General features: G+C 67.0%; 19 protein-coding genes. 5 read left to right on the top strand and 14 right to left on the bottom strand.

The genetic code is table 11. The features are described from left to right. A complete protein-coding gene (locus ABTX24_RS01570; RefSeq protein ID WP_350836926.1) occupies nt 1-2202 on the bottom strand; it encodes a tetratricopeptide repeat protein in 2202 nt (733 codons plus the stop codon). Between the two features lie 527 nt (nt 2203-2729). Here ABTX24_RS01570 and ABTX24_RS01565 point away from each other — a divergent pair. After that, a complete protein-coding gene (locus ABTX24_RS01565; protein ID WP_160024081.1) occupies nt 2730-2915 on the top strand; it encodes a hypothetical protein in 186 nt (61 codons plus the stop codon). A 43-nt stretch (nt 2916-2958) separates the two neighbouring features. Then, nucleotides 2959-3606 (top strand): GNAT family N-acetyltransferase, encoded by a 648-nt coding sequence (locus tag ABTX24_RS01560; protein WP_350836924.1) that lies wholly within the window; start codon nt 2959-2961, stop codon nt 3604-3606. A 6-nt stretch (nt 3607-3612) separates the two neighbouring features. On the opposite strand, the gene ABTX24_RS01555 is transcribed toward ABTX24_RS01560, so the two are convergent. From ABTX24_RS01555 to ABTX24_RS01545, 3 genes are all read right to left on the bottom strand, one after another. Continuing rightward, nucleotides 3613-4365, bottom strand: a complete 753-nt coding sequence (locus ABTX24_RS01555; RefSeq protein ID WP_350836922.1) for a DoxX family protein — start codon at nt 4363-4365, stop codon at nt 3613-3615. Between the two features lie 35 nt (nt 4366-4400). After that, nucleotides 4401-5495, bottom strand: coding sequence for an FAD-dependent oxidoreductase (locus ABTX24_RS01550; RefSeq protein WP_350836920.1), 1095 nt, complete (start codon nt 5493-5495; stop codon nt 4401-4403). Between the two features lie 184 nt (nt 5496-5679). Further along, the gene (locus ABTX24_RS01545; protein ID WP_350836918.1) at nt 5680-6402 is read right to left on the bottom strand and encodes a polysaccharide deacetylase family protein; all 723 of its coding nucleotides are present in this window, start codon (nt 6400-6402) and stop codon (nt 5680-5682) included. Nucleotides 6403-6533: 131 nt separating this feature from the next. Here ABTX24_RS01545 and ABTX24_RS01540 point away from each other — a divergent pair, with 131 nt between their 5' ends. Together ABTX24_RS01540 and ABTX24_RS01535 are read left to right on the top strand one after the other, a co-directional pair. Then, nucleotides 6534-6950: a hypothetical protein gene (locus tag ABTX24_RS01540; RefSeq protein WP_350836916.1), complete on the top strand. Its 417-nt coding sequence runs from the start codon at nt 6534-6536 to the stop codon at nt 6948-6950. Nucleotides 6951-6998: 48 nt separating this feature from the next. Beyond that, nucleotides 6999-7385, top strand: coding sequence for a nuclear transport factor 2 family protein (locus ABTX24_RS01535; RefSeq protein ID WP_350836914.1), 387 nt, complete (start codon nt 6999-7001; stop codon nt 7383-7385). A gap of 5 nt (nt 7386-7390) precedes the next feature. Here ABTX24_RS01535 and ABTX24_RS01530 read toward each other — a convergent pair whose 3' ends face one another. Beyond that, the gene (locus tag ABTX24_RS01530; RefSeq protein WP_350720590.1) at nt 7391-7702 is read right to left on the bottom strand and encodes a hypothetical protein; all 312 of its coding nucleotides are present in this window, start codon (nt 7700-7702) and stop codon (nt 7391-7393) included. Nucleotides 7703-7784: 82 nt separating this feature from the next. Next, a complete protein-coding gene (locus ABTX24_RS01525) occupies nt 7785-8402 on the bottom strand; it encodes a TetR/AcrR family transcriptional regulator (protein ID WP_350836912.1) in 618 nt (205 codons plus the stop codon). Nucleotides 8403-8487: 85 nt separating this feature from the next. Between ABTX24_RS01525 and ABTX24_RS01520 the strand changes: the two genes are divergently transcribed. After that, nucleotides 8488-10728 (top strand): MMPL family transporter, encoded by a 2241-nt coding sequence (locus ABTX24_RS01520; protein WP_350836910.1) that lies wholly within the window; start codon nt 8488-8490, stop codon nt 10726-10728. Between the two features lie 169 nt (nt 10729-10897). Here ABTX24_RS01520 and ABTX24_RS01515 read toward each other — a convergent pair whose 3' ends face one another. From ABTX24_RS01515 to ABTX24_RS01480, 8 genes are all read right to left on the bottom strand, one after another. Beyond that, on the bottom strand, nt 10898-11734 hold the full coding sequence (locus tag ABTX24_RS01515; protein ID WP_350836908.1) for an META domain-containing protein: 837 nt from the start codon (nt 11732-11734) through the stop codon (nt 10898-10900). Beyond that, the gene (locus ABTX24_RS01510; RefSeq protein WP_350836906.1) at nt 11734-12999 is read right to left on the bottom strand and encodes an arginine deiminase; all 1266 of its coding nucleotides are present in this window, start codon (nt 12997-12999) and stop codon (nt 11734-11736) included. The genes ABTX24_RS01515 and ABTX24_RS01510 overlap by 1 nt, the downstream gene beginning before the upstream one ends. 44 nt (nt 13000-13043) lie before the next feature. Next, a complete protein-coding gene (locus ABTX24_RS01505) occupies nt 13044-14492 on the bottom strand; it encodes a basic amino acid/polyamine antiporter (RefSeq protein WP_350836904.1) in 1449 nt (482 codons plus the stop codon). Continuing rightward, nucleotides 14489-15961 (bottom strand): Na+/H+ antiporter NhaC, encoded by a 1473-nt coding sequence (nhaC, locus tag ABTX24_RS01500; RefSeq protein WP_350836902.1) that lies wholly within the window; start codon nt 15959-15961, stop codon nt 14489-14491. The genes ABTX24_RS01505 and nhaC overlap by 4 nt, the downstream gene beginning before the upstream one ends. A gap of 5 nt (nt 15962-15966) precedes the next feature. Next, entirely contained in the window at nt 15967-16911 is a 945-nt protein-coding gene (locus tag ABTX24_RS01495; RefSeq protein WP_350836900.1) for a class F sortase, read from the bottom strand. A 1309-nt stretch (nt 16912-18220) separates the two neighbouring features. Beyond that, nucleotides 18221-19480, bottom strand: a complete 1260-nt coding sequence (locus ABTX24_RS01490; protein ID WP_350836898.1) for an extracellular catalytic domain type 1 short-chain-length polyhydroxyalkanoate depolymerase — start codon at nt 19478-19480, stop codon at nt 18221-18223. Between the two features lie 131 nt (nt 19481-19611). After that, on the bottom strand, nt 19612-20235 hold the full coding sequence (locus ABTX24_RS01485) for a flavin reductase family protein (protein ID WP_350836897.1): 624 nt from the start codon (nt 20233-20235) through the stop codon (nt 19612-19614). Between the two features lie 55 nt (nt 20236-20290). Then, nucleotides 20291-21565: an HNH endonuclease signature motif containing protein gene (locus ABTX24_RS01480; RefSeq protein WP_350836895.1), complete on the bottom strand. Its 1275-nt coding sequence runs from the start codon at nt 21563-21565 to the stop codon at nt 20291-20293. Nucleotides 21566-21848 lie beyond the last annotated feature (283 nt).

Genomic DNA, 21848 nt, shown 5'->3' with positions numbered 1-21848 from the left:
TCAGTTCGGAACTAAACGAACCTTCTGCGCCCGCGGCCCCTTACGGTGACTGGGAACGGGTTCAAAGACGGCCAGATCGCCTTCAGTCATTTGGTCCCAATGGGACGAGTCAAGCAGGTGATTTACGTGAAAAAAGTAGTTCTCTGACCCGTGACGAATGAAACCATATCCCTTGTCAGAGACCACGGACTTTATAATGCCTAGCTCACGTCCAGTCACTGCGACTTTAGGATCTCGAATCAAACCCTCCAGCCGACCACGCAGTTCGATGGCCCCTCCTGCCGAGTATCCCTCGGCTACAACACTCAATCGTTCGGTCTGACTGTGAAGAGCCAGGAGCAGGTCACCGGGCTCCCCAACAAGCTCGGTCCGCTCTACCGATTCAATAGTCGCTACTGAGGCCTCTAAGTACTCCACGGCGAGGTCGAAATCGCGAACGTACATCGCTGCCGAGATTCCGGCCATCCCAGCAAGCAGGGCTATTCCACAGGAAGCCTTCCTAAAGGCTCTATCAACCGAATTCATCTCAAGTAGATGGCTTACAGCATCCAGTGCCGACGAATAATCGCCAATCGCATAATGACACCACGCGATCTGGCCCGCAATGTCAGCGCTGAGTGGGTCATATCGAGCCGCCGTTTGCAGGACGCCAAGGGCACGTTGACAGTCACCTACCACATTGAGAAGGAAGTCGCCCTGGTGATACAGGAGAGCCGACGAACTGTCGGCAAGCTCCAGGGCACGCTCAAAGGCAGCGATTGCCGCCGCATGATCCCCTAGACGCGCTTGGATCTGCGCTTCCACTCTCCACGCTTCAAAGTATCCGGGCGCAAGGATCTGAACTTCGTTGCATCTCGAGATCGCTGCCTTAGGATCTACTTCACTATTAGCAAGCGCATCGGCCAACTGGCCCGCTGGGTGAAAGTCACCATGCCCCCGAACGTGAATCGTACTTGCCGCATATGGCTGAGTGGAGCCGTCCGCGGCCACCCGCATTCCAAGGTTTCTTAGAGCCTCTGCCTGCCCTAAGAGCCAGTGCCTCTCCTCGGGTTCCACCGGGTGATGCTTGTCCAAATATTGAGCTGCAAATTCCGACAGCTGATACGTCGTCTCCAACGCTTGTCCGCCGGGCTGACTCGACGTCTGAACGAAGTTCGTCGTAATGAGTTCGAGAAGCACCGCCTGGGTTTGACTAGCCGTGAACTGATTCAAATATGCCAGTTCCGCCTGGTTTTTGGCGCCGGGTATCACCTGCATCGAGCGGACAGCACCGCGTGCCTCGTCGCCGAGATACTCGTACACGTTCGACATACAGAAGTCCAACATCAGCTCGTTGCTAGCGAGCAACTCTTCTGGCCTTCGTCCGGCCTGAACCGCTGCGACAAACCAGCGCATATACAACGGATGCCCGGCCATTCGCTTTGCGAGAGACTCCACGGACGCTTGCGTTAATCCCGAGAGTTGCCTCACACCACGAATTCGACAAAGAGCCCTGAGGAGTTTTGTCGATTCATCTAGTGACATTGGCGTCAACTGAACAGGGTTCTCGATACCGAGTCCAATTCGGCTGGTGATAATTACCTTACTTCCGAGAGGGAGTTCAAGGAGAAAGTCACGCAGACGCTGATCCAGGACGGTCTCAAGGTTGTCTAGCACCAGGAGAATCTTGAAGTTCTCCATGTAGGCCAGGACTTCCTCGACCGGATCACCCCCAGTTGGTCCTCCCAGTTCAGCCGCCGCAGATGCGAACAAACCGATTGAGGATTCGATCGCCCCACTAATTCGTCGAATCTCATTGGTTGTGAGGATCGTCGCCTTTGCTGTCACCCAGACAATGGCATCAAACTGTTGATCAGGATCCTCCAGCAATTCATATGCGGCCTTCAGCGCAATCGATGTCTTCCCAATTCCACCATCACCCAGAATGGAGACCACTGGATACGCACCTTTTATGGCGCGCTTAATACGGCGCAGTTCTGCTTGCCGCCCAAAGAATCCGGTCTCATCAAAATCGGGAACCGGAAGATTGTGACGTGGGCCGCCCTCGGGGTCTATGGGCAACTTTATTGTCAATCCCAGAACGAATGAAGGGTCCTGCGAAAGTCTCGTCAAGGTCTCGTCAAGGTTAACCAGGCTATCCTTATGTCCGCGCACCAACTCCTTAGCCACGTCAATAAGAAATGACGAGTCGTCGATCTCCATCGGACGAGTGTGAGCTACCCGGTTCCGAACAGCAATGACTCGAGTCAAATGTGGACCTAGAGTATCCAAAGTCTCGCGCTGCGCGCCGGAAAGCCGCTTCCTTTGTCGAGACAATAGTTCGTAAGCGTCCGAAAAGTCGAAGTAGAGGAGTGCGCCGGTTAAAGTCGGCGACGACTTCAACCCATCTTTCGCTCTCCGCAAGACGACGCGCTCGAGTAGTTCGCCGTGAACGAGTTCGTCCACTGTCAGATCCCCAAGCTCTGCGGCGATATTATCGCGAAGGTCCTGCTCAATCGCCGACAAGATTGCATAACATGTCAAACGCGTAGCGCTATAACTCAAGGCGACACCCCGATATCTAGAAACTCAGAAGCACGGTATCGAAGCTACGCACCTTGTTTCCCGGACATCGTCGATATACCTGACATAGGCTATTTTGAGACGAAAACGCTCTCCTGATACGGCCGTAAACCCATGCCTGTCTTCGCAACCGCACGCCCAGTAAGTTCCGGTTGTACGGTGGGAGCGTGACGGACGATCTCGAGCGACTGCTCCGCTGGGAGGAGGCCGGCGCGACCTGGGAGGCAATCTGGCCGCGCGACGGTGAGGTAACCATCGTGCTGTGCACCTGCGACAGCGGCGAGGAGGTCGACCGCTACACCTCGGCGGCAGCCGACTTGCTCGACCACGTGCGGAGTCACTCCGCGGGGTGATATCCGGTTGCCCACGGCGTACGCGTTCTCGAATGATGGCCGGATGACTCCGACCGAGGTGTGGCCGCTGTTCGGCCTGGTGATCCGGACCCCGCGCCTGGAGCTGCGGCTCCCGACCGACGTCGAGCTCGCGCGCTTGGCGCAGGTGGCGGCCGACGGCGTGCACGATCCGACGCAGCGGCCGTTCCTGACCCCGTGGGCGGAGCGGCCACCGCTGGAGCGAGCCCGCCACGTGATGCGCGGCGCCTGGTCCAGCCGGGGCGACTGGAAGCCCGAGGACTGGAGCCTGGGGCTGGCCGCCTTCCTCGACGGCGATCCCATCGGGGTCGTGTGGGTCTCGGCGAGCGAGTACGCCACCCGACGCGAGGTCAGCACCGCGTCCTGGCTCGGCCTGCGACACCACCGCCGCGGCTTGGGCACCGAGGCCCGCCTGGGCGCCCTCACCCTGGTCTTCGACCACCTCGGCGGCGCCTACGCCACCTCCGAGGCGTTCCCCGACAACGCCGCCTCCGTCGGGGTCTCGACGAAGCTCGGCTACGAGCCCGACGGCATCTCCCGCGACGTACGCGACGGTGAGGTGCTGGTCTCCCACCGCCTCCGGCTCGGCCGGGAACGGTGGGAGCGCAACGACCGCAGCCGGATCGAGGTCAGCGGCCTGGAGCCGTGCCTGCCCCTGTTCGGAGCGGCGTAGACCCGATCAGCGCAGGAAGCAGAAGACGAAGACGGCCACGCACAGGACCAGCGACAACGTGGCGTTGAGGGCGAGATTGCGGCCGAAGTCGCGGGCCCGGATGTGTGCCGAGACGGCACACACGAAGTAGACCACCAGCGCCGCGCTGGTCAGCGCCCCGACGTACGGCACCCACAACCCGGCGACGAGGCCGGCGGTGGCGGCGACCTTGACCCACGGCATCACCGGCCACAGCGCCCGCGGCAGCCCGACGTCGGTGAAGCACTGGGCGATGAAGCTGACCGGCTTGAAGCACATCGCCGCATCGCCGATCTGGATAACCGCGAGCACCACGACCGGCCACCACGGGTCCGGACGTTCATTGACGTACGCCGCGACGACCCCGCCGAGGTCCTCCTGCGCCGCCGCGTACATCCCGGTGACGACGAGCGTGGCCAGCGACAGCCCGAGGCCGACGCCGGCACGGCCCAGTCTCCGGTCCCCCACCCGCAGGTGCGCCCCGATCGCGAGCACGAAGAAGACCACGAACCCGGCGGCCGCGACGATCCCGACAGCCGGGACCGCCAGACCGACCAGCAGGCCCAGGAAGCCCAGCGCGTAGGACGCCCCGATCGGGAACCTCAGCCATTCCAGCGGCACCGAGAGCCGTTGGGCCTCGGTCACCGGTATCCGATGACCGGTCAGGTTGAGCACTGCCGCGCCGAGCGCGGCGATCGAGGCGATGAGCGTCAGGGTGAGATAGGTAGCCGTCATGGTCATCCAGACACCAGCGGCCGTGAGGCTGTGACGCGGATCTACCTGCTCAGCAGCCCCGCGATCGCGCCGAGCCCCGCGAGGCTGGCGTCACGGACCGCCACCACAGGGGCGTTGTCGACCTGGCCGATCACCCCGACCAGCCGAGAAGCCCGAATCAGCCGAGATGTAGCCGGCCGCCGGGTGCGGTCGTAGGCCACCAGCGCACTCTCGACGCGGGCGTGACCGGCGAGCTGCGCGGCCAGGACGGCGGCGTCCTCGATAGCGGCGCAGGCACCCTGCCCGAGGTTGGGGGTCGTCGCGTGCGCGGCGTCGCCGAGGAGGACGACCCGCCCGTGGTCGAACCGCTTCAGCGGCAGCCGCAGATCACAGATGTCTCCGCGGAGGACAGCGCTCGGAGGCGTCGCCGCCAGCAGCTGCGGGATCGGGTCGTGCCAGTCGCCGACCAGCGCGGTGACGTCGGCATGGTGGTCCCCGCCGGTCTCCCCCGCCGGCCGGTTGGCGGTCACGAACCAGTACGTCCGGCCATCCACCAGCGGGGCGTAGCCGACGCGCACCCCGGTCCCCCAGGTCTCGCCTCCCGTGGTCGACGCGTCACCCGGCACCGGCTCCGCGGTGACACCGCGGTAGGCGGTGTAGCCGGCATAACGTACGTCCTCGCGCTGATGCAGCTCGTTCCGGATCGTGCTGCGGATCCCGTCGGCGGCGACCACCACGTCGGCGTCGTCGAGCTCAGCCAGGCTGGTGACGGTCACTCCGGTGCGTACCTCGATCCCGTCGCGGGTCTCCAGCTCGCTCACCAGCGCCTCGTGCAGCCGGGCCCGGTGCACCATCACCGGGGTCCGCTCGGCGGCGTCGGCGCCCACCTTCGCCAGCCAGCGCCCGTCGGGCCGCCGCAACCCCGCCTGGATCGCCGGCCGGGTGCCGTCCACGAGCCGATCCGCGACCCCGAGATCGGCGAGAATCTTCCACGCCCGCGGCCAGATCGAGAGGCCGGCGCCGACCTCGCCCAGCTCCGGCGCGCGCTCCAGCACGGTCACCTGCCAGCCGACCCGGGACAGCGCGAGCGCCGTCGTGAGCCCTCCGATCCCCGCGCCGACCACCAGGGCACTCCGGCTGCTCATCGATCCACTCACGACGCGCAATCTAGCCGACGGCGCCGGCCTCGCCCGGGCCGACGAGCTCGTACGTCACAACCGCACCCTGCTCTCGCCCCCATCGGTAGTCGTTGTCGGGGTAGTCCGGTAGCGAACTGCCTATTACTCGTCAGTATTAGGGCAGTTCACTACCGGACTACCCCGCCGCTACCGTTCGAGGCGGTCACCTCCTGGGAGTCCAGTCCGCGCCCGGGATGCCGCCCTGCGGCAGGGTGAAGGTGTATCCCTCGGCCAGCTTCTCCGGGAGCACCGTCTCGACCGCGTCGACGGTGTTCTCGCGGTTGCCACCGCCGTCGTGGGCGAGGGCGACCGCGCCGGGGCGGATCGCCGCCCGGAGGTTGCTCGCCAGCGTCTCCGCGGTCAGGTCGTTGCCGTCCCAGTCGAAGATCACGTTGCCCAGCCCGAGCGGCTGCATGCCGAGGGAGGCGGCGACCTCTGCGGTGTTGCCCCAGCTGCCGTTGGGAGCCCGGAAGTAGGGCACCTGCTGAGCCGGGTCTCCCAGCACCTCGCGGATCGTGGTCAGGTTGGCCTTGAGATCCCGCTCGACCTGGGCGTGCGACCAGCTGCCCATGTCGGCGTAGGACGTGGTGTGGTTGCACAGCGTGTGGCCCGCGGCGACGATGCGTCCCAGGATCTCGCTGCCGCCGGGCGCGGTGATGTTCTGGCCGATGACACAGAACACCGCGGTGATCTCGTGAGCGGCCAGGATCTCCAGCAAGCGATCCGTCTCGCCGGGGTTCGGGCCGTCGTCGAAGGTGAGAGCGGCAACCTTGCCCGTGCCCCTGGCGGCGGCGAGCGGCGTCGACGTCGGACTGACTGCGCCTCCCGGCACGAACCCGGGGTCCGGGCTGAGCTGCCAGTCGCTGCTCGTGCTCCAGACAGTCATGCCAGACTCCTTCGACATCGTTGTCGAACACGATCGAGGCGCAGCTGATCCGTGTCAAGGACCGAGTCGTTCCGGCACGTCTGAGTACTCACACTCATGCGCGCCGCAGCCCGATCGGCGAGGCTGGAGACATGAAGCTTCTCGTACGCCTCGCCGTGATCCTCGGCGGCAGCCTCCTGTTCTCGACCGTGATGACCAACCTCTTCCCGACCGAGGACGCGAACATCGGCGCCGGCCTGATCTACTTCGCGCTGCTGCTCACCGTCTCGGGGATCTGGGGGCTGTGGGACGGCCACCATGCGGCGACCCTTCCGCCCGTCTTCGTACGCTGGGCCCTGATCGCCGGCGTGGTCGGACTCAGCGGCCCGGTCCGGATCTGGTTCGAGGAGGGTCGCGACTTCGACGTGCTGTGGAGCGATCTGTGGAACCTGACCCCGTTCCTCGCCGGCCTCGTCCTCGCTCCCGCGGCGGTCGGGATCGGCATCGGCTACGCCCTCAACGGCGGTCGGAGGATCGCGCGGAGCACGCCGCACCACCCGTCCCTCTAGGCTCTCCCCAGCAACCGACCTCCCAGCAGTCGACCCAGAGGAGCCAAGATGACCACCTTCCGCGAGGCGATCGAGGCCAAGGACATGGATGCCGTGGAGGCGATGCTCGCCGAGGACGTCGTGTTCACCAGCCCGGTCGCGTTCAAGCCCTACCCCGGCCGGGCGATCACCGCCGCGATCCTGCGCGCCGTGGTGAAGGTGTTCGAGGACTTCACCTACGTGCGCGAGATCCACGACGGCGTCCACCACGCCTACGAGTTCACCGCCACGGTCGACGGCCTCGAGCTCAACGGCTGCGACTTCCTGACCGATGACGCGGAGGGGAAGATCGTCGACTTCAAGGTGATGGTCCGCCCGCTGCGTGCCGCCGAGGCCCTCGCCGTCCGGATGGGCGAGCAGTTCGAGGAGATCAAGGCCGCCGCCATGCGCGGCTGAGGCGGTCAGTCGACGGGTCGCCCCTGCCGGCGCTCCTCGAGCCGCTGCTGCGCCTCGGGCAGGAACTTCAGACACGGCGCGTCCGATTCGGGATGCTTCTGCGTCAGGTGGAAGATCCATCGGTCCATCGCCGCCATGAAGCCGTTGTCCTCACCGGCACGGTAGGTCGCCCACTTGATCCTGTCCCTGACGACGCACTCCGTGCAGGTGATCTTGTAGACGAACTGCTCCTGCGCGTCGAGGTCGATCCTCACCGTGGCCAGGGGCCCGGCCTGCGAGGCTGCCTTCCGCTCACGAGCGGACCTGCTCGCTGTCATGCTGCACCTCGTTCTGATCGGGAGACGAAGCCTACGTCAGCCACACCGGACAGTTCGCCTCGGAGTCAGCGCGACGCGAGGTTCAAGCGCGAGTGAGATAGCCGGCCAACGCAGTGCGGAGCTCGGCCGTGAGTGCATCACGGGTTGCCGGGTCTGGAGCCTCGGTGATCAGCGGCATCATCCCGCGAACGATCTGGATGGCGACGGTGGCGACGCGATCGACGTCTGCCGGCTCACGCTCGGTCATGAATCGTCCGATCAACGTCGCGACCGTCTGGTGCATGGCCTGCTGAACCGGGGCGACGGCATCGCGCATGTCGGCCGGCAGGTCAGATCGCGCAAAGAGGGCCTTGAACCCGGGGTGAGCGAGGTTGAACTCGACCAGCGGACCGACCACGGCGTCGATCGAGGCCTCGATCGACGCCTCCTGGCCGACGTCCATGATCGTTCGGCGCACGCCGGAAAGCTCTGCGGCGTAGTGCTCGCTGAGCGCGCGGGCGATGTCGGCCTTGCTGCCGAAGAACTGATAGAGCGAGCCCGGCGAGATCCCGGCCTCGGCTGCGATCGCATTGGTCGTCGCGCCATCCGGTCCGCGTTCGGCGAAGACCACCGCGGCCGCACGCACGATCTCGCGCATTCGCTCTTCCCCACGCGCCTGCCGCTTGCGGCGCGGCCGGATCGAAGCCGCAGGATCGGTCATCGTCGCCCTCCTTGAAATATGCGAGTAAATGCTCGTATATTTATCGCGAGCATCTACTCGTAAAACTAGCAGGGAGAGCGCGACCATGGTCGAGCCGATCCGCGAACTGACCCCCACCTCCGCCCCCACCACCGCCACCGCTCCGGCCTTCCGCTCGACCTGGCTGGCGAAGCTGGCCCGTCTCGTCGCCCGTCGTCCCGGATGGATCCTCGGCATCGCGATCAGCGCGTTGCTCGTTCTCGGGTTCGTCGCCTCCGGGGCGATGTCATCGTTCGTACTGTCTCGCTGGGAGGTGCCGGGCACCGAGTCGGTGGCAGCTCAGGACGAGCTCACCGAGCGTTTCGGCACCGGCACCGCGAACGTCGTCCTGCTCGTCGAGGCGACCGGCGGATCGGTCGATGACCCCTCTGTCGAGCGGGAGGCCATGGCAGTCTCCGCCGACCTCGACGATGAGCCGCGGGTGGCGGAGGTCTGGTCCTACTGGTCGACCGGTCGAGACCCTTCCATGCGCAGCGACGACGCTGGCTCCGCGGTCGTTCTCGCCCACGTCGCCGGTGATGCCACGAGTGCGCGTGAGGTGATCGCGCGCCTGATCCCTGCTTACACGGTCCACGGCGAGGCGATCGAGGTACGCGTGGCCGGCGGAGAAGCGGCCTCGACTCAGATCAGCGAGCAGGCAGCGCTCGACTTCGTGCGCGCCGAGCTGATCATCCTTCCGCTGATGTTCGTGCTGCTGCTGATCATCTACCGCCGGCTCAGCTTCGCGCTGCTGACCCTCGGCGTCGGTGTCTTCGCGGTGGTCAGCACGCTGGCCGGACTGCGCGCCCTGACCGGTGTGACCGAGATAGCCTCGTTCGCCGCGAACATCACCCTGGTGATGGGCATCGGCCTGGGCGTCGACTACAGCCTGTTCGTGATCTCCCGATTCCGCGAGGCCCTCGGTGCAGGTCGATCGGTGCCGGACGCGCTGGCCGAGACCCTGGACACGGCCGGACGTACGGTGATCTTCAGTGGTCTGACGGTCGCGGCGGCGATGTCGATGCTGTTCCTCCTGCCGTACGACTTCCTGCGCTCCTTCGCATGGGCCGGCGTCCTCACCGTCCTCGCGGCGGGCATCGGCGCCATCGTCGTTCTCCCGGCCGCACTCGCCGTCATCGGCGCACGGATGACCCGGCGCGGTCGCACTCTCCCGGCCTCGAGGCCGGTCGAGACCGGGCGCTGGTACCGGTTGGGGCGACGGGTGATGGATCGTCCGCTCGCCTGGGGCGGGATCACGCTGATCAGCGTGATCGCTCTCGCCGCGCCCGCGGCCGGCGTTCAGATCGGAGTCCCCGACGACCGCGTACTGCCTCCCGGACATTCCGTGCGCGACACCTACGACGAGCTGCGCACAGGCTTCTCGGCCGAGCCCAACGACGCCCTTCAGGTCGTCAACACCGGCCCCGCCGTGGCTCCCCAGGACATCGCCGAGTACGCGACCGACCTCTCCACCGTGGACGGGATCGTGCAGGTCAACTCCCCCGCCGGGGTCTTCGCCGACGGCACCCGCATCGCCCCGGCACCCGACCGCCTCGACCGAGCCGACGGGCAACGCCTCGAGGCGGTCCCGTCACGCGCTGCGCTCGACGCCGGCGTCCCGACCGAGCTCGTCCACCAGGTGCGTTCCCTGGACAGCCCCTTCAGCCAGCAGGTGGTCGGGGGTGACCCGGCGGAGCTGGTCGACTTCCGCGACGCACTGATGGAGCGGCTCCCGCTGGTCGGCGCCCTGATCCTGATGGTCACCTTCGTGCTGCTCTTCCTGTTCAGCGGCAGCCTGCTGATCCCGCTGAAGGCAGTGCTCCTGAACATGGTGAGCATCGCCGTGATGTTCGCGGTGCTCACCGTCGTCTTCCAGAACGGGATGTTCGCCGACCTCCTCGGCTTCACCCCGATCGGCACCCTCGACCCGGCCTTCCCGATCCTCATGTTCTGCGTCGTCTACGGGCTGTCGATGGACTACGAGGTGTTCATGGTCTCCCGCATCCGCGAGGAGTACGACCGAACCGGCGACAATCGGCAAGCCGTGCTCGTCGGCCTGCAACGCTCCGCCCCGCTGATCACGGCAGCCGCCGTCACCCTCGCGGTCTCCTTCGCCGTCTACGCCTCCGGCGAAGTCATGTATCTGAAGATGATCGGCATCGGTACGGCCATCGCCATCCTCCTCGACGCCACGATCATCCGCGGTGTCCTCGTCCCGGCAGCCATGCGGCTGGGCGGCAGCGCCAACTGGTACCTGCCGCCCTGGCTGAACCGCGTCTTCGACCGCCTCAGGCTCCGCGAATCGTGACCCGATCAGCAGGTCGTGACCACGTCGAAGCGGCCGCCAGCCGACTCCTGGACGATCGTCATGGTGGGGTCTCCCTGTCCCAAGTAGTCCTCCGAGACGTTCGCGTAGAACGGTTGTCAGGGGTCGTGCCTCCGTACGTCGGGTTGTTCATGGGCTCCGGCCCGCCGCGTCAGCGGAGCTGGAAGACGAGTCCCTTGTCGCCGACGGTCACGATCAGCACCTCCCCGATGAACTCGACGTGGTCGGTGGTCTGGTCGTCGACGATCGCGAGGACAGCCTCCTCGTTGAGGCGCGCAGCCCCTTGGCACCTGCCGCGTGTCACGGTGGCGGGGCCGAAGGCGATCTGGTCGTCCACGACCCGTACGGTCGTGCGTCCGCTGTTGCAGCCGGTGAAGAGGCGGGAGAGCCCATCCTGACCGACGGTCAGCCACGGGCGGCGCGTGTTCACCGGGAGCCGCGCGGTGGCACCGTCGGCGATCGTGCCGACGACCGTCCAGACCCTGCCGAGCAGGGTGTCGAGAGATGGGGCGGAGGTGCTGGCGAGCTGGATCGTGACGGTTCCGTCGGTCAGGGTCAGGGTGGGCCCGTCGCCCGTGCCCTGCATACCGTTGGTGAACAGATCGGTCAGCCACCGATCCTGCTCGTCAAGCTCCGGTGAACAGGCCATCATCGAACTGGCCGGTGCCTCGGTCCAGGCCAGCGTCTCGTCGGTCACGGCGTACGGGCCGAACAGGGTGTTGCACCCGGCCGAAACCGACATCGTGTCGTCCTCGAACGCCAGGTGGATGGTCGACCCTTCGACCAGGTCGTGGCCCTCTACCGAAGTGGACTCGTATGTCGCCCCCTCGAGTGCCGCTGCGTCCACGGCCGCCGGCGACTCGCCCGCGGTCGTGGTCGGCTCGTCGACCGACGTGTCATCGGAGCCCCCGCAGCCGGTGAGCACGCCGAGGACGAGGACGAGGACGGCCCCGAGCGCCAGGGCATCGATGCTCCGCTGGCCGGCCATCAGAACGTCACCGGGTCGCGGACGATCGGGCAGGTCATGCAGTGTCCCCCACCGCGGCCCCGGCCGAGCTCGGCCCCGACGATGGTGATCACCTCGACCCCGGCTTTGCGCAGCAGAGTATTGGTCAGCGTGTTGCGGTCATAGGTGAACACCACTCCGGGTTCGAGGGCGACCGCGTTGTTGCCGCTGTCCCACTGCTGCCGCTCGGACTGGTACACGTCGCCCCCGGTCTCGATCACCCGCAGCGAGTCCAGGCTCAGGGCTTTGGCGACCACGTCGACGAACGGGGTCGAGCCTTCGTCGATGACGTCGACGCCGGGCGCGGTATCGGAAGGCAGCAGAGTGAACGCGTGCACGCCGTCGACGATCTGCGGGTACAGCGTGACGATGTCGCGGTCGGCGAAGGTGAACACGGTGTCGAGGTGCATCGCGGCACGCAGCTTCGGCATGCCCGCGACGATGACCTTTTCGGCCGCACCCTTCGCGAACAGTGCCGCCGCGACCTGGGTGATCGCCTGCCGCGAGGTCCGCTCGCTCATCCCCATCAGGACCACGCCGTTGCCGACCGGCATGATGTCGCCGCCCTCGAACGTGGCTTGGCCCCAGTCCTGCTCGGGGTCGCCCCACCAGACTGGGGAGCCGACGAAGTCCGGGTGGAACTGGTAGATGGCCTTGTAGAGGAGCGTCTCCTCCTTGCGGGCCGGCCAGTAGAGCGGATTCATGGTCAGTCCGCCGTACAGCCAGCAGGTGGTGTCCCGCGTGTAGAGGGTGTTAGGGAGTGGCGGCAGGAGGTACTCCCGGGCGCCCGTCGACTCGCGGGCGAGGGCGATATAGCCGATACCGTGCCCGTCAGGCAGGTCCTGGGTGGCGAGCCCGCCGATGAGGAACTCTGCAAGTTGCTGCCCGGGCAGGGAGTCGAGGACGGCGCGGGTGACGTCGACGAGCCCGAGGCCGACCCGGTTCGGGACGATCTTGCGGTCCAGCAGCCAGTCCCGCGCCCCGGGCACGTCCATCGTCTGCGCCAGCAGGTCGTGGAGCTCGACCACCTCCACCCCCCGCTGGGTCAGCTTGTTCACGAAGTCGGCGTGATCGCGCTGGGCGGCCTCGACCCACATCACATCGTCGAACAGCAGTTCGTCACTGTTGCTGGGCGTGAGCCGGCGATGCGCCAACCCCGGCCGACACACGAGCACCTTCCGGAGCACCCCGACCTCGGAGTGGACGCCGTACGTCGGGGTGGAAGGCCCTGTGGTTTGCTCGGTCATTTCGGTTCCTTTCTCTTCGGATGGTTCGGGTCCGGTCCGCGACCTCAGAGGGTGATGCGGCCGGTCCACAGACCGATGGCGCCACTGACACCGCCGATCGCGATCAGCACGAACAGCCCGAGCTCGGTCGGGCTGAACAGTCGTCGGCCGTGCTCGCTGCGGGCCTTGACGTAGAGGAGGGTCGCCGGGGCAAGGATGACCGTCATCAGAAGAATGAACTTCAGTCCCGCGGCGTCGAACAGGAACAGCGTGTACGCCGTGGCGATCCCCGCGACGATCGTCTCCATGAGACGCGTTCGCGGCGCCACGTCGTCATAGGCCTCCCCGGTCAGGCCGAGCTTGAGTGCGTACGCCGCCGCAAGGAAGTACGGCAGCAGCGCCAGGCTCGTGCACAGGTCGAGCATGAAGTTCAGCGCGTCGGTGACCACCAGGGTGAGCGCGAGCAGTGCCTGGACGGCGAGCGAGGACACGACCAGCGCGGTGATCGGCGTCCCCTGGGCGTTCTCACGCCCGAGGAACTCTGGGAAGTCGTCGTTGCGGGCGGGGATGTACATGACCTCGGCCGCCATCAAGGTCCACGCCAGGTAGGCGCCCAGCACCGAGACGATCACGGCCACGCTGATGAAGACCTCGCCCCAGTCCCCGACCACAGACTCGAACACTCCGATCATCGACGGTTGACGGGTGTCGGCGAGCTCCGGTTGCGGCATGACCGAGTAGCTGGACAGGGTGACCAGCGAGAAGATCGCCAGCACGCTCAGGAACCCGAGCACGGTGGCCTTGCCGACGTCCGAGCGCTTCTTGGCGTAGCGCGAGTAGACGCTGGCCCCCTCGATCCCGAGGAAGACGAACGTCGTGATCAGCATCGTGTTGCGGACCTGCTCGTCCATGTTGCCCAGGCCGTACCCGTAGGCGGTCCAGTTGTCAGCGAACACCCCTGCGTCGAAGAAGACGAACAGCACCACGATGAACACCAGGATCGGCAGGATCTTGAAGACCGTCACGATCCGGTTGATGATCGCCGCGTCACGGACCCCTCGGGCGATCAGATAGTGAAACAGCCAGATGGCAACCGTCGACACTGCGGCCGCCAAGACGGTGTCTCCGTCGCCGAAGGCCCCGAAGAACCCGCCCAGGGTCGCGGTGATGAAGACCCAATAGAAGGTGTTGCCTGCCACCGCGCTGGCCCAGAACCCGATCGCGGAGTTGAAGCCGGCGTAGTCGCCGAACCCGGCCTTGGCGTAGATGAACACACCCGAGTCGAGCTCGGGCTTGCGGATCGCCAGGTTCTGGAAGACGAACGCCAGCATCAGCATCCCCGCGCCGGCGATCGCCCAGGCGATCAGGGAACCGAGGATTCCCGTGGCGACTCCGAACCGGGCCGGCAGCGAGAACACCCCGGCGCCGACCATCGACCCGACCACCATCGCGGTCAGCGTGGGCAGGCTCATCTTCGCGACGGCCGTCGGCGCCGTCTCAGTCTGCGTGCTCATTCCTTCTCCTCGAGTCTTGTCGGCTCGGTCTTCTCGACGCGGAAGCCGGTAACGCCGTACAGCACGCTCAGCGCGGGGCTGGCGTAGCAGAAGACGGCGTAAGGGAGGTACAGCAACGTGGAGACGCCGAGAGTTGCGCCCATGAAGGCGCCGCAGGAGTTCCACGGGACGAGTGGAGAGGTGACGGTGCCGCTGTCCGCGGCCAGCCGGGACAGGTTCGTCGGCGCGAGCCCACGGCGGGCGAACTCGGCACGGAAGATCCCGCTGGGCAACACCAGCGCGATGTACTGGTCACCGGCGACCACGTTCAGCCCGAAGGCGCAGGCGAACACGGTGAGGAACAGGCGCCCGGTCGACCGCGCGGCCCGGATCATGGGCTGCACCAGTCGGTCGATCAGTCCGAACTCCTCCAGCAACGCCCCGAACGTGACCGCCCCGAGAATCAGCCAGATCGTCAGCAGCATGCTGTCCATGCCGCCGCGCGAGAGCAGCCGGTCGACGTCGGGAATGCCGGTGGCGATCGAAAAGCCGTTTGCCATCGCCAGCCAGACCGCCTTGACCGACTCCACGACAACGTTCCCGGCTCCGGCAACGAAGTCGGCGTACACGTCGGGCTGGAGGAAGGCGCCGAGCACCCCGGCGAACAGGGTGGACACGAGCAGCGCCATCGAGGCCGGTACCTTCCGGATCGACAGATACCCCAGCAGCACCAGCGGCAGCAGCGCGAGCGGCGTGATCCAGAAGACCTCGTCGAGGCGGGACAGGTCGGAGTCGGTCTCGGCCTGGCTGACCGTGTCTGATCCGGTGACACCGAGAACCGCGAACACGACGAGCGCGAAGAGGAATGCCGGCACCGACGTCCAGACCTGGCGGCGGATGTGCTCGTACACGTCGACCCCGGCGATCTGCGCTGTCAGGATTGTCGTCTCCGAGAGCGGTGAGGTCTTGTCGCCGAGGTAGGCGCCGGAGATCACCGCGCCGGCGGCGATCTCCGGGGACACTCCGATCAGGCCGGCAATGCCGACCAGTCCGACGCCGATCGTGGCCGCGGTGGTCCACGAGCTGCCGATGCACAGCGCCACCACCCCGCAGATGACGGCGGTGGCGACGTAGTACCAGCCCGGGGAGAGGATCTGGATCCCGTAGTAGACCAGCGTCGGGATGGTGCCGCTGAGGTTCCACACACCGATCAGGGCGCCCACCGCCAGCAGGATGAAGATCGCGCTGGTCACCGAGGCCAGTGCGCCTCGGCCGGTCTTCTGGACGGCGGCGAAGTCGTGTCCGTTCTTCATCGCGATCAACGCGGCCATCGCGCAACAGAGCAGCAGCGCCACCTGGATTGGCCCGTCAAGGGCGTCGAGGCCGAACAGCGTCAGGGCTCCGCCGATCAGGAGCGCCAGGGCCGCCAACGGCAGGAGCGAATCGATCAAGGAGGGCTGGCGACCACCGACGACGCGTTCCTTCGACACCGGGCTCACCCCACCGAGGGATCCCGGCTCGGGCGAGCGACGACCACGGCGTTCGAGAGGTAGCGCGACCCGTCCCAATCGGTGCATGTCACCAAGACCAGCCGCGCCGCGCCACCGCTATCTGACAGCGCCGGCGCCCAGCGAGCGAATGCTGCGCGGGAGAGGGTTCGCACGGTGGTCACCGTGTACCTCACGGCGCGGTCCTGCGTCGACACGATCAGCGTCGCGCCCTCTGTCAGCTCGGGCAGGTCGTCGAAGACACCCATTCCGTCGAGCACGGTGTGCCCGACGAGCACCGTCGCTCCGTGCGCTGCGCCCGGGCGGGCCCCTCCGCTCCACCAGCCAACCCTCGACGCCTCGGACGGCGGGGTCAGGGTGTTCTCGACCAGACCCACCGGAACCACCGGGGCGTCCACCCCGATCGAAGGTGCCATGACCTGCAACGGAATTGCACCTTGCTGCCGGCGGCCCGGTCGAGCATCGGTGTTCGCCCCCGCCTGGCTCCGCGCGTTCGCCGCGGCGTGTGTCCGCACGCTTCCACCGAAGGGCTCCTCGGCTGACGCCAGTCCCCCCTCGCGCGCCCCGCCATCTGACGTGGCGCCCTCGGTCAGTCTCCAGGCCAGCGAGTCCGCGCCAGCAGCGGCCAACAGGATGGTCAACGTCACCAGCGATGCGACTGTCTTGCCACGTGGTGGTCGTCGCGGCAGCCGGGGGGCGTGCCTCGTCTCCGGCGACTCGGGAGCGGAGCCGACGCGACTCGGGCGGCGCACCGCAAGCCCGACCAGAACGGCGCCGAGGAGCAGTGCACCCGCGAGCATGCCGGCGCCTCCGAGGACCCACCCTGCACCATCGGGGCGCGAACCTCCCAGCGAGGCCGCCTCCACCAGGCCGGCGTCGACGCGGCACAGCGTCCGGGCCGGCAGATCGGTGGCGGCGCTCGGCGGGGACACCTCCGGAGCTGGGACCGGTACCCCGCCAGGTCCCGCCGACTCCGCGCCCTCGGCGTCGGGAGCCGTCGCCTGGCGGTCACTGGCGCCCGGGTCCCCTGTACCGCCGCCGGCGCCGCCGGGGCTCCCCATGCCCCCAGTGCCGGTTTCGCCGGGGCTCTCCGGGCCGCCGGTATCGCCTGTTTCGTCGGGGGTGTCGGGTGATGCGTCCGGAGTCGGACCGGTCTCTGTCGGACCGGTCTCTGTCGGACCGGTCTCTGTCGGACCGGTCTCCGTCGGCTCCGGGTCGGGGCTTTCAGTTGGCTCGACGGGGGTGGTCGTGCAGGACGCATACTCGATCGACCAGTGGCTGACCGCCTTGCCCGTCGGGTGCGTAATGGTCACGGACTGCCGGGGTGGGTCGACGGTGACATACACCGGCCCGCCGCCAGCCGGGGCCGCGCCGGCCTTCACGCAGTACTGGCGGATCTTGTACCCGGCGGGTGCGGTCACGGTCACCGACTGTGGATCACCGGTCGTGTCGACCTTGCCCGATGTCAGCGGGCTGCACACGTCTGGAGCCGCCGCAGCCGGGCTCCACCCTCCCCAGCCGAGTGTTCCCAGGAGTGTCGCAACGACCATGACCACCAGCGCGGTCGCCATGGCTGCCGCGCGCGCCGCGGCAGCTGGCGTCGTGTTCTCTAAGCGCCCGATCTGGGTGGGGATGCAAACCTCACCGGGACCATCGACTTGGCATCCGCCTGGGGTGAGCGTTCCCCGCGGTGGGGTGTGCCTGACCCGTGAGTCCTCGCCCGGAGTGTTCTGGCGCCGCACGTGTGCCGCCCTCCTTAGCGTCCGTCGCGACGACCCCGGTTGGTTGGCTGGAGCATCTTGCTCTGCTCTGAGTCCGAACTGGCGAACGTCCAGTACTACCGCCCGATCGGGGACCTGGTTTCAGTTGGGACCGCAGCAGCCGGATCGCGCGGAGCACCTCCAGGCCTTCGAGCGACCTGACGACAACAGTCGTCTGGCACCGCGGCAGCCGCGCTCGGATGGTTGCGTCGAGGACGCGACTTACCGCACTGATTCTCTAGGCAGCATAAACCCAGTCGCCCTGAAAGTTAAGGAGCACGACCCGTCGCCCAGTCGTTCGGAGGGCCCTACCCCGATCACTGAAGTCGACGTTCACGACGCCGGGCCCGTCCGAGACTGGGTCGACATCGAGATCACCGACCGCTCGCTCCGACGCCGCGGGTAGTGCAGCTATCGCGTCGACGCTCGCCCTCTGACTCATATCCCTCGACGGCATGCATACCCGGGGACGAGGTCTACGTCAGCAGGTCGTGACCACATCGAAGCGGCCGCCCGCCGACTCCTGCAGGGTCGTCACAGTGGCGTCGCCCTGCCCCAGGTAGTCCTCCGAGACGTTCGCGTAGAACGGGTTGTAGGGGTTGGTGCCGTAGGAGTGCGCGCGCCCGGCGGCCGCGTGCTGGGCGTTGGTCGCAGCGCCGCAGTAGAGGCCCGGCTCGGTCGGCGGGTCGGTGGGCTCCTCCGTCGGCGGGTCGGTTGGCTCGGTGCCCCGCTCGACCCGGCGGTTGTTGTCGAAGAAGAAGTCGGTGACGTACGCCGGGTAGTCGATCGAGTTCGTCGTGACGTACGAGCCACCGGGGCCGCCGCCGGCCGGCCAGTTGTGTCCCATGCCGGTGTTCTGGATCAGGGACACGCGCGGGCCGGTGCCGTCCGACCACAGCGTGCCGGAGCCCGCGGTGTTGTTGCCGGCGAGGCCCGCCAGGGAGAACGACGACTGCGACCCGGCACCATAGATCCCGGCCATGACCTGCGCGTTCAAAGTGTTGTAGCCGGGCGCGACGGTGGTGTCGTTGGAGCCGTAGATCACCGAGGTGAGCTGGCTGCCGAACCCAGACGCGGCGGAGCCGGCGAACGTACGGCAGGTGTTGGTGACCTGCGGCTGGGTCACCGCCACCGACCCGATCTGCCCCGAGGTCGTCCCGACCGAAGGGCCGGCGTTGATCCCGATCCCGGCGAAGACGTCGGGCGCGAGGCAGCCCATCACCATCGTCTCGCCGCCGCCCGAGGACAGCCCGGACAGATAGACCTGGTCGGGGTCGATGTCCAGGGCCGGATCGGCGAGCAGGTCGCTGACCAGCTGGAGAAGGTTGTCGTCGTGCCGCCCCGGCGACGTCCGGGAGTGGTTGCCGTCGTAGTAGTCCCAGCAGCCGAGGAGTACGCCGCCGTTCGGGGCCGCCGGGATCGCCACGACCATCCCGCGCGCATCCGCCGTCGCGGCCCAGTTGCCGCCGTCGCGCAGGGCGGCCGAGGTCTGGACGCAGCCGTGCAGGTTGACCATGAGAGCACGCCCGGTGCCGAGCGTCGGAGCGGTACTGGGGACGTAGAGCTGGGTCGTCATCCCGCCCGCCGTCCTCGCCGACCACGTACCCGCGGCAGCCGTGGACGTCTCGGCGGGTGCGACCGCGACCGCTGCTCCTCCGGCCATCACCAGGCCGAGACCCGCGAGCGCGGCGCCGATCCGTTGCTGCCGAAGCCTGGACGAGATCCGAAACCCGAGACCCATGACCGATCCTCCTGAGCGAGACCAGCCCGCCGCCTCCCGGCAGGCAGACCGACCGTAGATGTGACGCCCGCCACAGGTCTATGTCGGCCCGAACCACAATCCGACGCTCGGACGTGTCGATCCGGCGTCGCTCACCGATAGAGCTCCTCGTCGATGCTCGCCAGCCGCGACGGATGGACCCGCTCCCCCAGCCCGTAGAAGTGCTGGAAGCTCATCACCAGCGGCCGCCAGCGATCAGGATCGATCCGCCGGTCGTGACCATCCAGACGCAGCTCCGGTGCGACCCGCACCGCAGTCACCGCGACCTCGACGGCGAGCAGTTTCGGTTCACCGAGCTCGTGGAGCGCCGCGACCGTCCCCTCGATGTGCACCGGGCACTCCGCGACCGACGTCGGCAGCACCGTGTCCGATCCGTACGCCGTCAGCCCGGCATGCGCGTACTTGTCGGACACATACACATACCCACGCTCGGCCTTCGCCGCCGACATCGCCGCGTTGCCCGTGGTCAGCGCCAGCCGATCGACCTGGGTCACGAGGTCGACGCTGGGAAGGTTGAGCACGATCTCCGGCCGCTCCCTCAGATTCCGCGCCGTCTGCGACGAAGCACCGATCCCGAGAACCGCCGTACGTCCCAGCCAGAAGACCGACGACATCGGCATCAGGTTCGTGGTGCCGTCCTCGTTGACCGTAGCGAGCAACACCACCGGCGTGCCGAAGTAGAGGATGGCCGGATCGATGTCGACATGCGTACCCATGCCTCGAAACTAGGGCGCCTCACCGTCGACTTCCGGCGGGTATCCGACGGCGCAGTCACGGACGACGGGTGAACCGGATCGTGCCGTCGGGTAGTCGCTCATGAACGTACGCCGCGTTGTGGGCGAGGCGGTGATGGTGGGGACAGAGCAGCGCCCCGTCCTTGAGATCTGTCTTGCCGCCGGCGGCCCAGGGTTCTAGATGGTGGGCATCGCACCATTCCGGTGGCATGTCGCAGCCTTCGGCCTGGCAACACTTGTGCTGCAACCGCATCGCCTTGCGTTGGATCGGTTGGAAGAACCTGCTGCCCCGGCCGACGTCGAGGACCTCGCTGTCACCACCGAGGACCCAGGGGATGATGGTGGCGTTGCACGCCATCCGGCGGGCCTCCGCCGCGGAGATGGTGGCCCCGTTGGTCTCGTCATAGCCCAACGTGGCGATGCCGAGGTCCTTGCGGAGCTCCTCCAGGGAGATCACCACGTTGATGGTGGTCGCATCCCCGCCATGCCTAGGTAGCGCGGCCGGGTCGACGGTCTCGAGGAGCCGGGCGAAGCCCTGTCCCATCAGTCGTTCCCACGGCGGCAAGGACGCACCCTTGGCGACGAGTTGTTGTTTGCGGGGCTGGGCCCAGGCCTCGACCAGTCGCTTGAACCGCATCCCCATCGAGGTCGGCAGGACGCCGTCGAAGCCGACGGTGCCGTCGTGGTTGTCCCACACCCGCAGCGCGGTCTTCTGCTGGGCGCGTTCTTCCTCGGCGAGGAGGGCCTTGGCTTCGGCGTCTTCGAACCTGGCGGGGTCGATCTCGGCCAGGATCCGTCGCCCGACGGTGCGGAGTTCGTTGGCGGTCAACCGGGTGGCGTAGTCGACCAGCAGCTTCTCGGCCAACACCAGGTCCTCGCCGTTGGCGACGGGATCGGCGTCGATCTTGTCGAGCGCCTGGGTGATCACCCGGGCCTTGTCCTGGGACACCACACCCTCAGCGAGGCCGGCGGCCACGAGGTCGTACTTCGCGACACTGGCCGCGAGTTTGATCTGGGAGCGAGCCACGGCTTTGTCGACGAGCAGCTCGGTCCGCATCCATCCGGAGGCGTCTTTGGCACCGGTCTCTTCGGCGATGTCGCCGGCCGTGGCGAGCACCCGCAGCTTCAATGCGGCTTGCTGGGCCTGGAGCTTCTCCAGCCGCTCGAGCAGGTCCTTCTTCTGGCCGGTGCGCCAATAGGCGGGATCGGTTGCCAGCAACTCTTGGAGGGCGGCCTCGATGGCGGCCAGGGCAGCGTCAATCGCATCACCGGGGTCGGTGCCCCAGGGGTCGATCGAACGCCCGAGACTCATCGCTGCCCTCTCCTTCAGAGGTGTGCTGTGATGTGTCCGATTCTACGCTCCTAACGCCTGCTTGGCCATCTATTTTCCCTGGTCAACGGCTGTTTTCGCGGTAAGCGAACGGCATCGTTTCTGTGGATGCTAAGTGGCCCGAAGGGCCACCTTCCCACCCCATCAACATCACCCGTCCCAAGCAAGAATCCGCTGCGCCACACCCGGGCCGCCGCCCCGATAGCCAGCCAAGTTTTTTCTCGATCTGGTCCGGAGTCCAGGACCGCCGAAGGCGGCCGGCGAA

The organism is Nocardioides sp. NPDC127514 (assembly GCF_040302125.1).
Taxonomy (GTDB): Bacteria; Actinomycetota; Actinomycetes; order Propionibacteriales; family Nocardioidaceae; genus Nocardioides.
This window is presented reverse-complemented; position numbering and strand designations above follow the sequence as displayed.

Excerpts from the sequence above, each read along its gene's own strand:
- ABTX24_RS01570 (WP_350836926.1), bottom strand. The coding sequence starts at position 2,202 with ATGGAGATCGACGACTCGTCATTTCTTATTGACGTGGCTAAGGAGTTG.
- ABTX24_RS01560 (WP_350836924.1), top strand. The coding sequence starts at position 2,959 with ATGACTCCGACCGAGGTGTGGCCGCTGTTCGGCCTGGTGATCCGGACC.
- ABTX24_RS01555 (WP_350836922.1), bottom strand. The coding sequence starts at position 4,365 with ATGACCATGACGGCTACCTATCTCACCCTGACGCTCATCGCCTCGATC.
- ABTX24_RS01545 (WP_350836918.1), bottom strand. The coding sequence starts at position 6,402 with ATGACTGTCTGGAGCACGAGCAGCGACTGGCAGCTCAGCCCGGACCCC.
- ABTX24_RS01540 (WP_350836916.1), top strand. The coding sequence starts at position 6,534 with ATGAAGCTTCTCGTACGCCTCGCCGTGATCCTCGGCGGCAGCCTCCTG.
- ABTX24_RS01535 (WP_350836914.1), top strand. The coding sequence starts at position 6,999 with ATGACCACCTTCCGCGAGGCGATCGAGGCCAAGGACATGGATGCCGTG.
- ABTX24_RS01530 (WP_350720590.1), bottom strand. The coding sequence starts at position 7,702 with ATGACAGCGAGCAGGTCCGCTCGTGAGCGGAAGGCAGCCTCGCAGGCC.
- ABTX24_RS01525 (WP_350836912.1), bottom strand. The coding sequence starts at position 8,402 with ATGACCGATCCTGCGGCTTCGATCCGGCCGCGCCGCAAGCGGCAGGCG.
- ABTX24_RS01520 (WP_350836910.1), top strand. The coding sequence starts at position 8,488 with ATGGTCGAGCCGATCCGCGAACTGACCCCCACCTCCGCCCCCACCACC.
- ABTX24_RS01515 (WP_350836908.1), bottom strand. The coding sequence starts at position 11,734 with ATGGCCGGCCAGCGGAGCATCGATGCCCTGGCGCTCGGGGCCGTCCTC.
- ABTX24_RS01510 (WP_350836906.1), bottom strand. The coding sequence starts at position 12,999 with ATGACCGAGCAAACCACAGGGCCTTCCACCCCGACGTACGGCGTCCAC.
- ABTX24_RS01505 (WP_350836904.1), bottom strand. The coding sequence starts at position 14,492 with ATGAGCACGCAGACTGAGACGGCGCCGACGGCCGTCGCGAAGATGAGC.
- ABTX24_RS01490 (WP_350836898.1), bottom strand. The coding sequence starts at position 19,480 with ATGGGTCTCGGGTTTCGGATCTCGTCCAGGCTTCGGCAGCAACGGATC.
- ABTX24_RS01485 (WP_350836897.1), bottom strand. The coding sequence starts at position 20,235 with ATGGGTACGCATGTCGACATCGATCCGGCCATCCTCTACTTCGGCACG.
- ABTX24_RS01480 (WP_350836895.1), bottom strand. The coding sequence starts at position 21,565 with ATGAGTCTCGGGCGTTCGATCGACCCCTGGGGCACCGACCCCGGTGAT.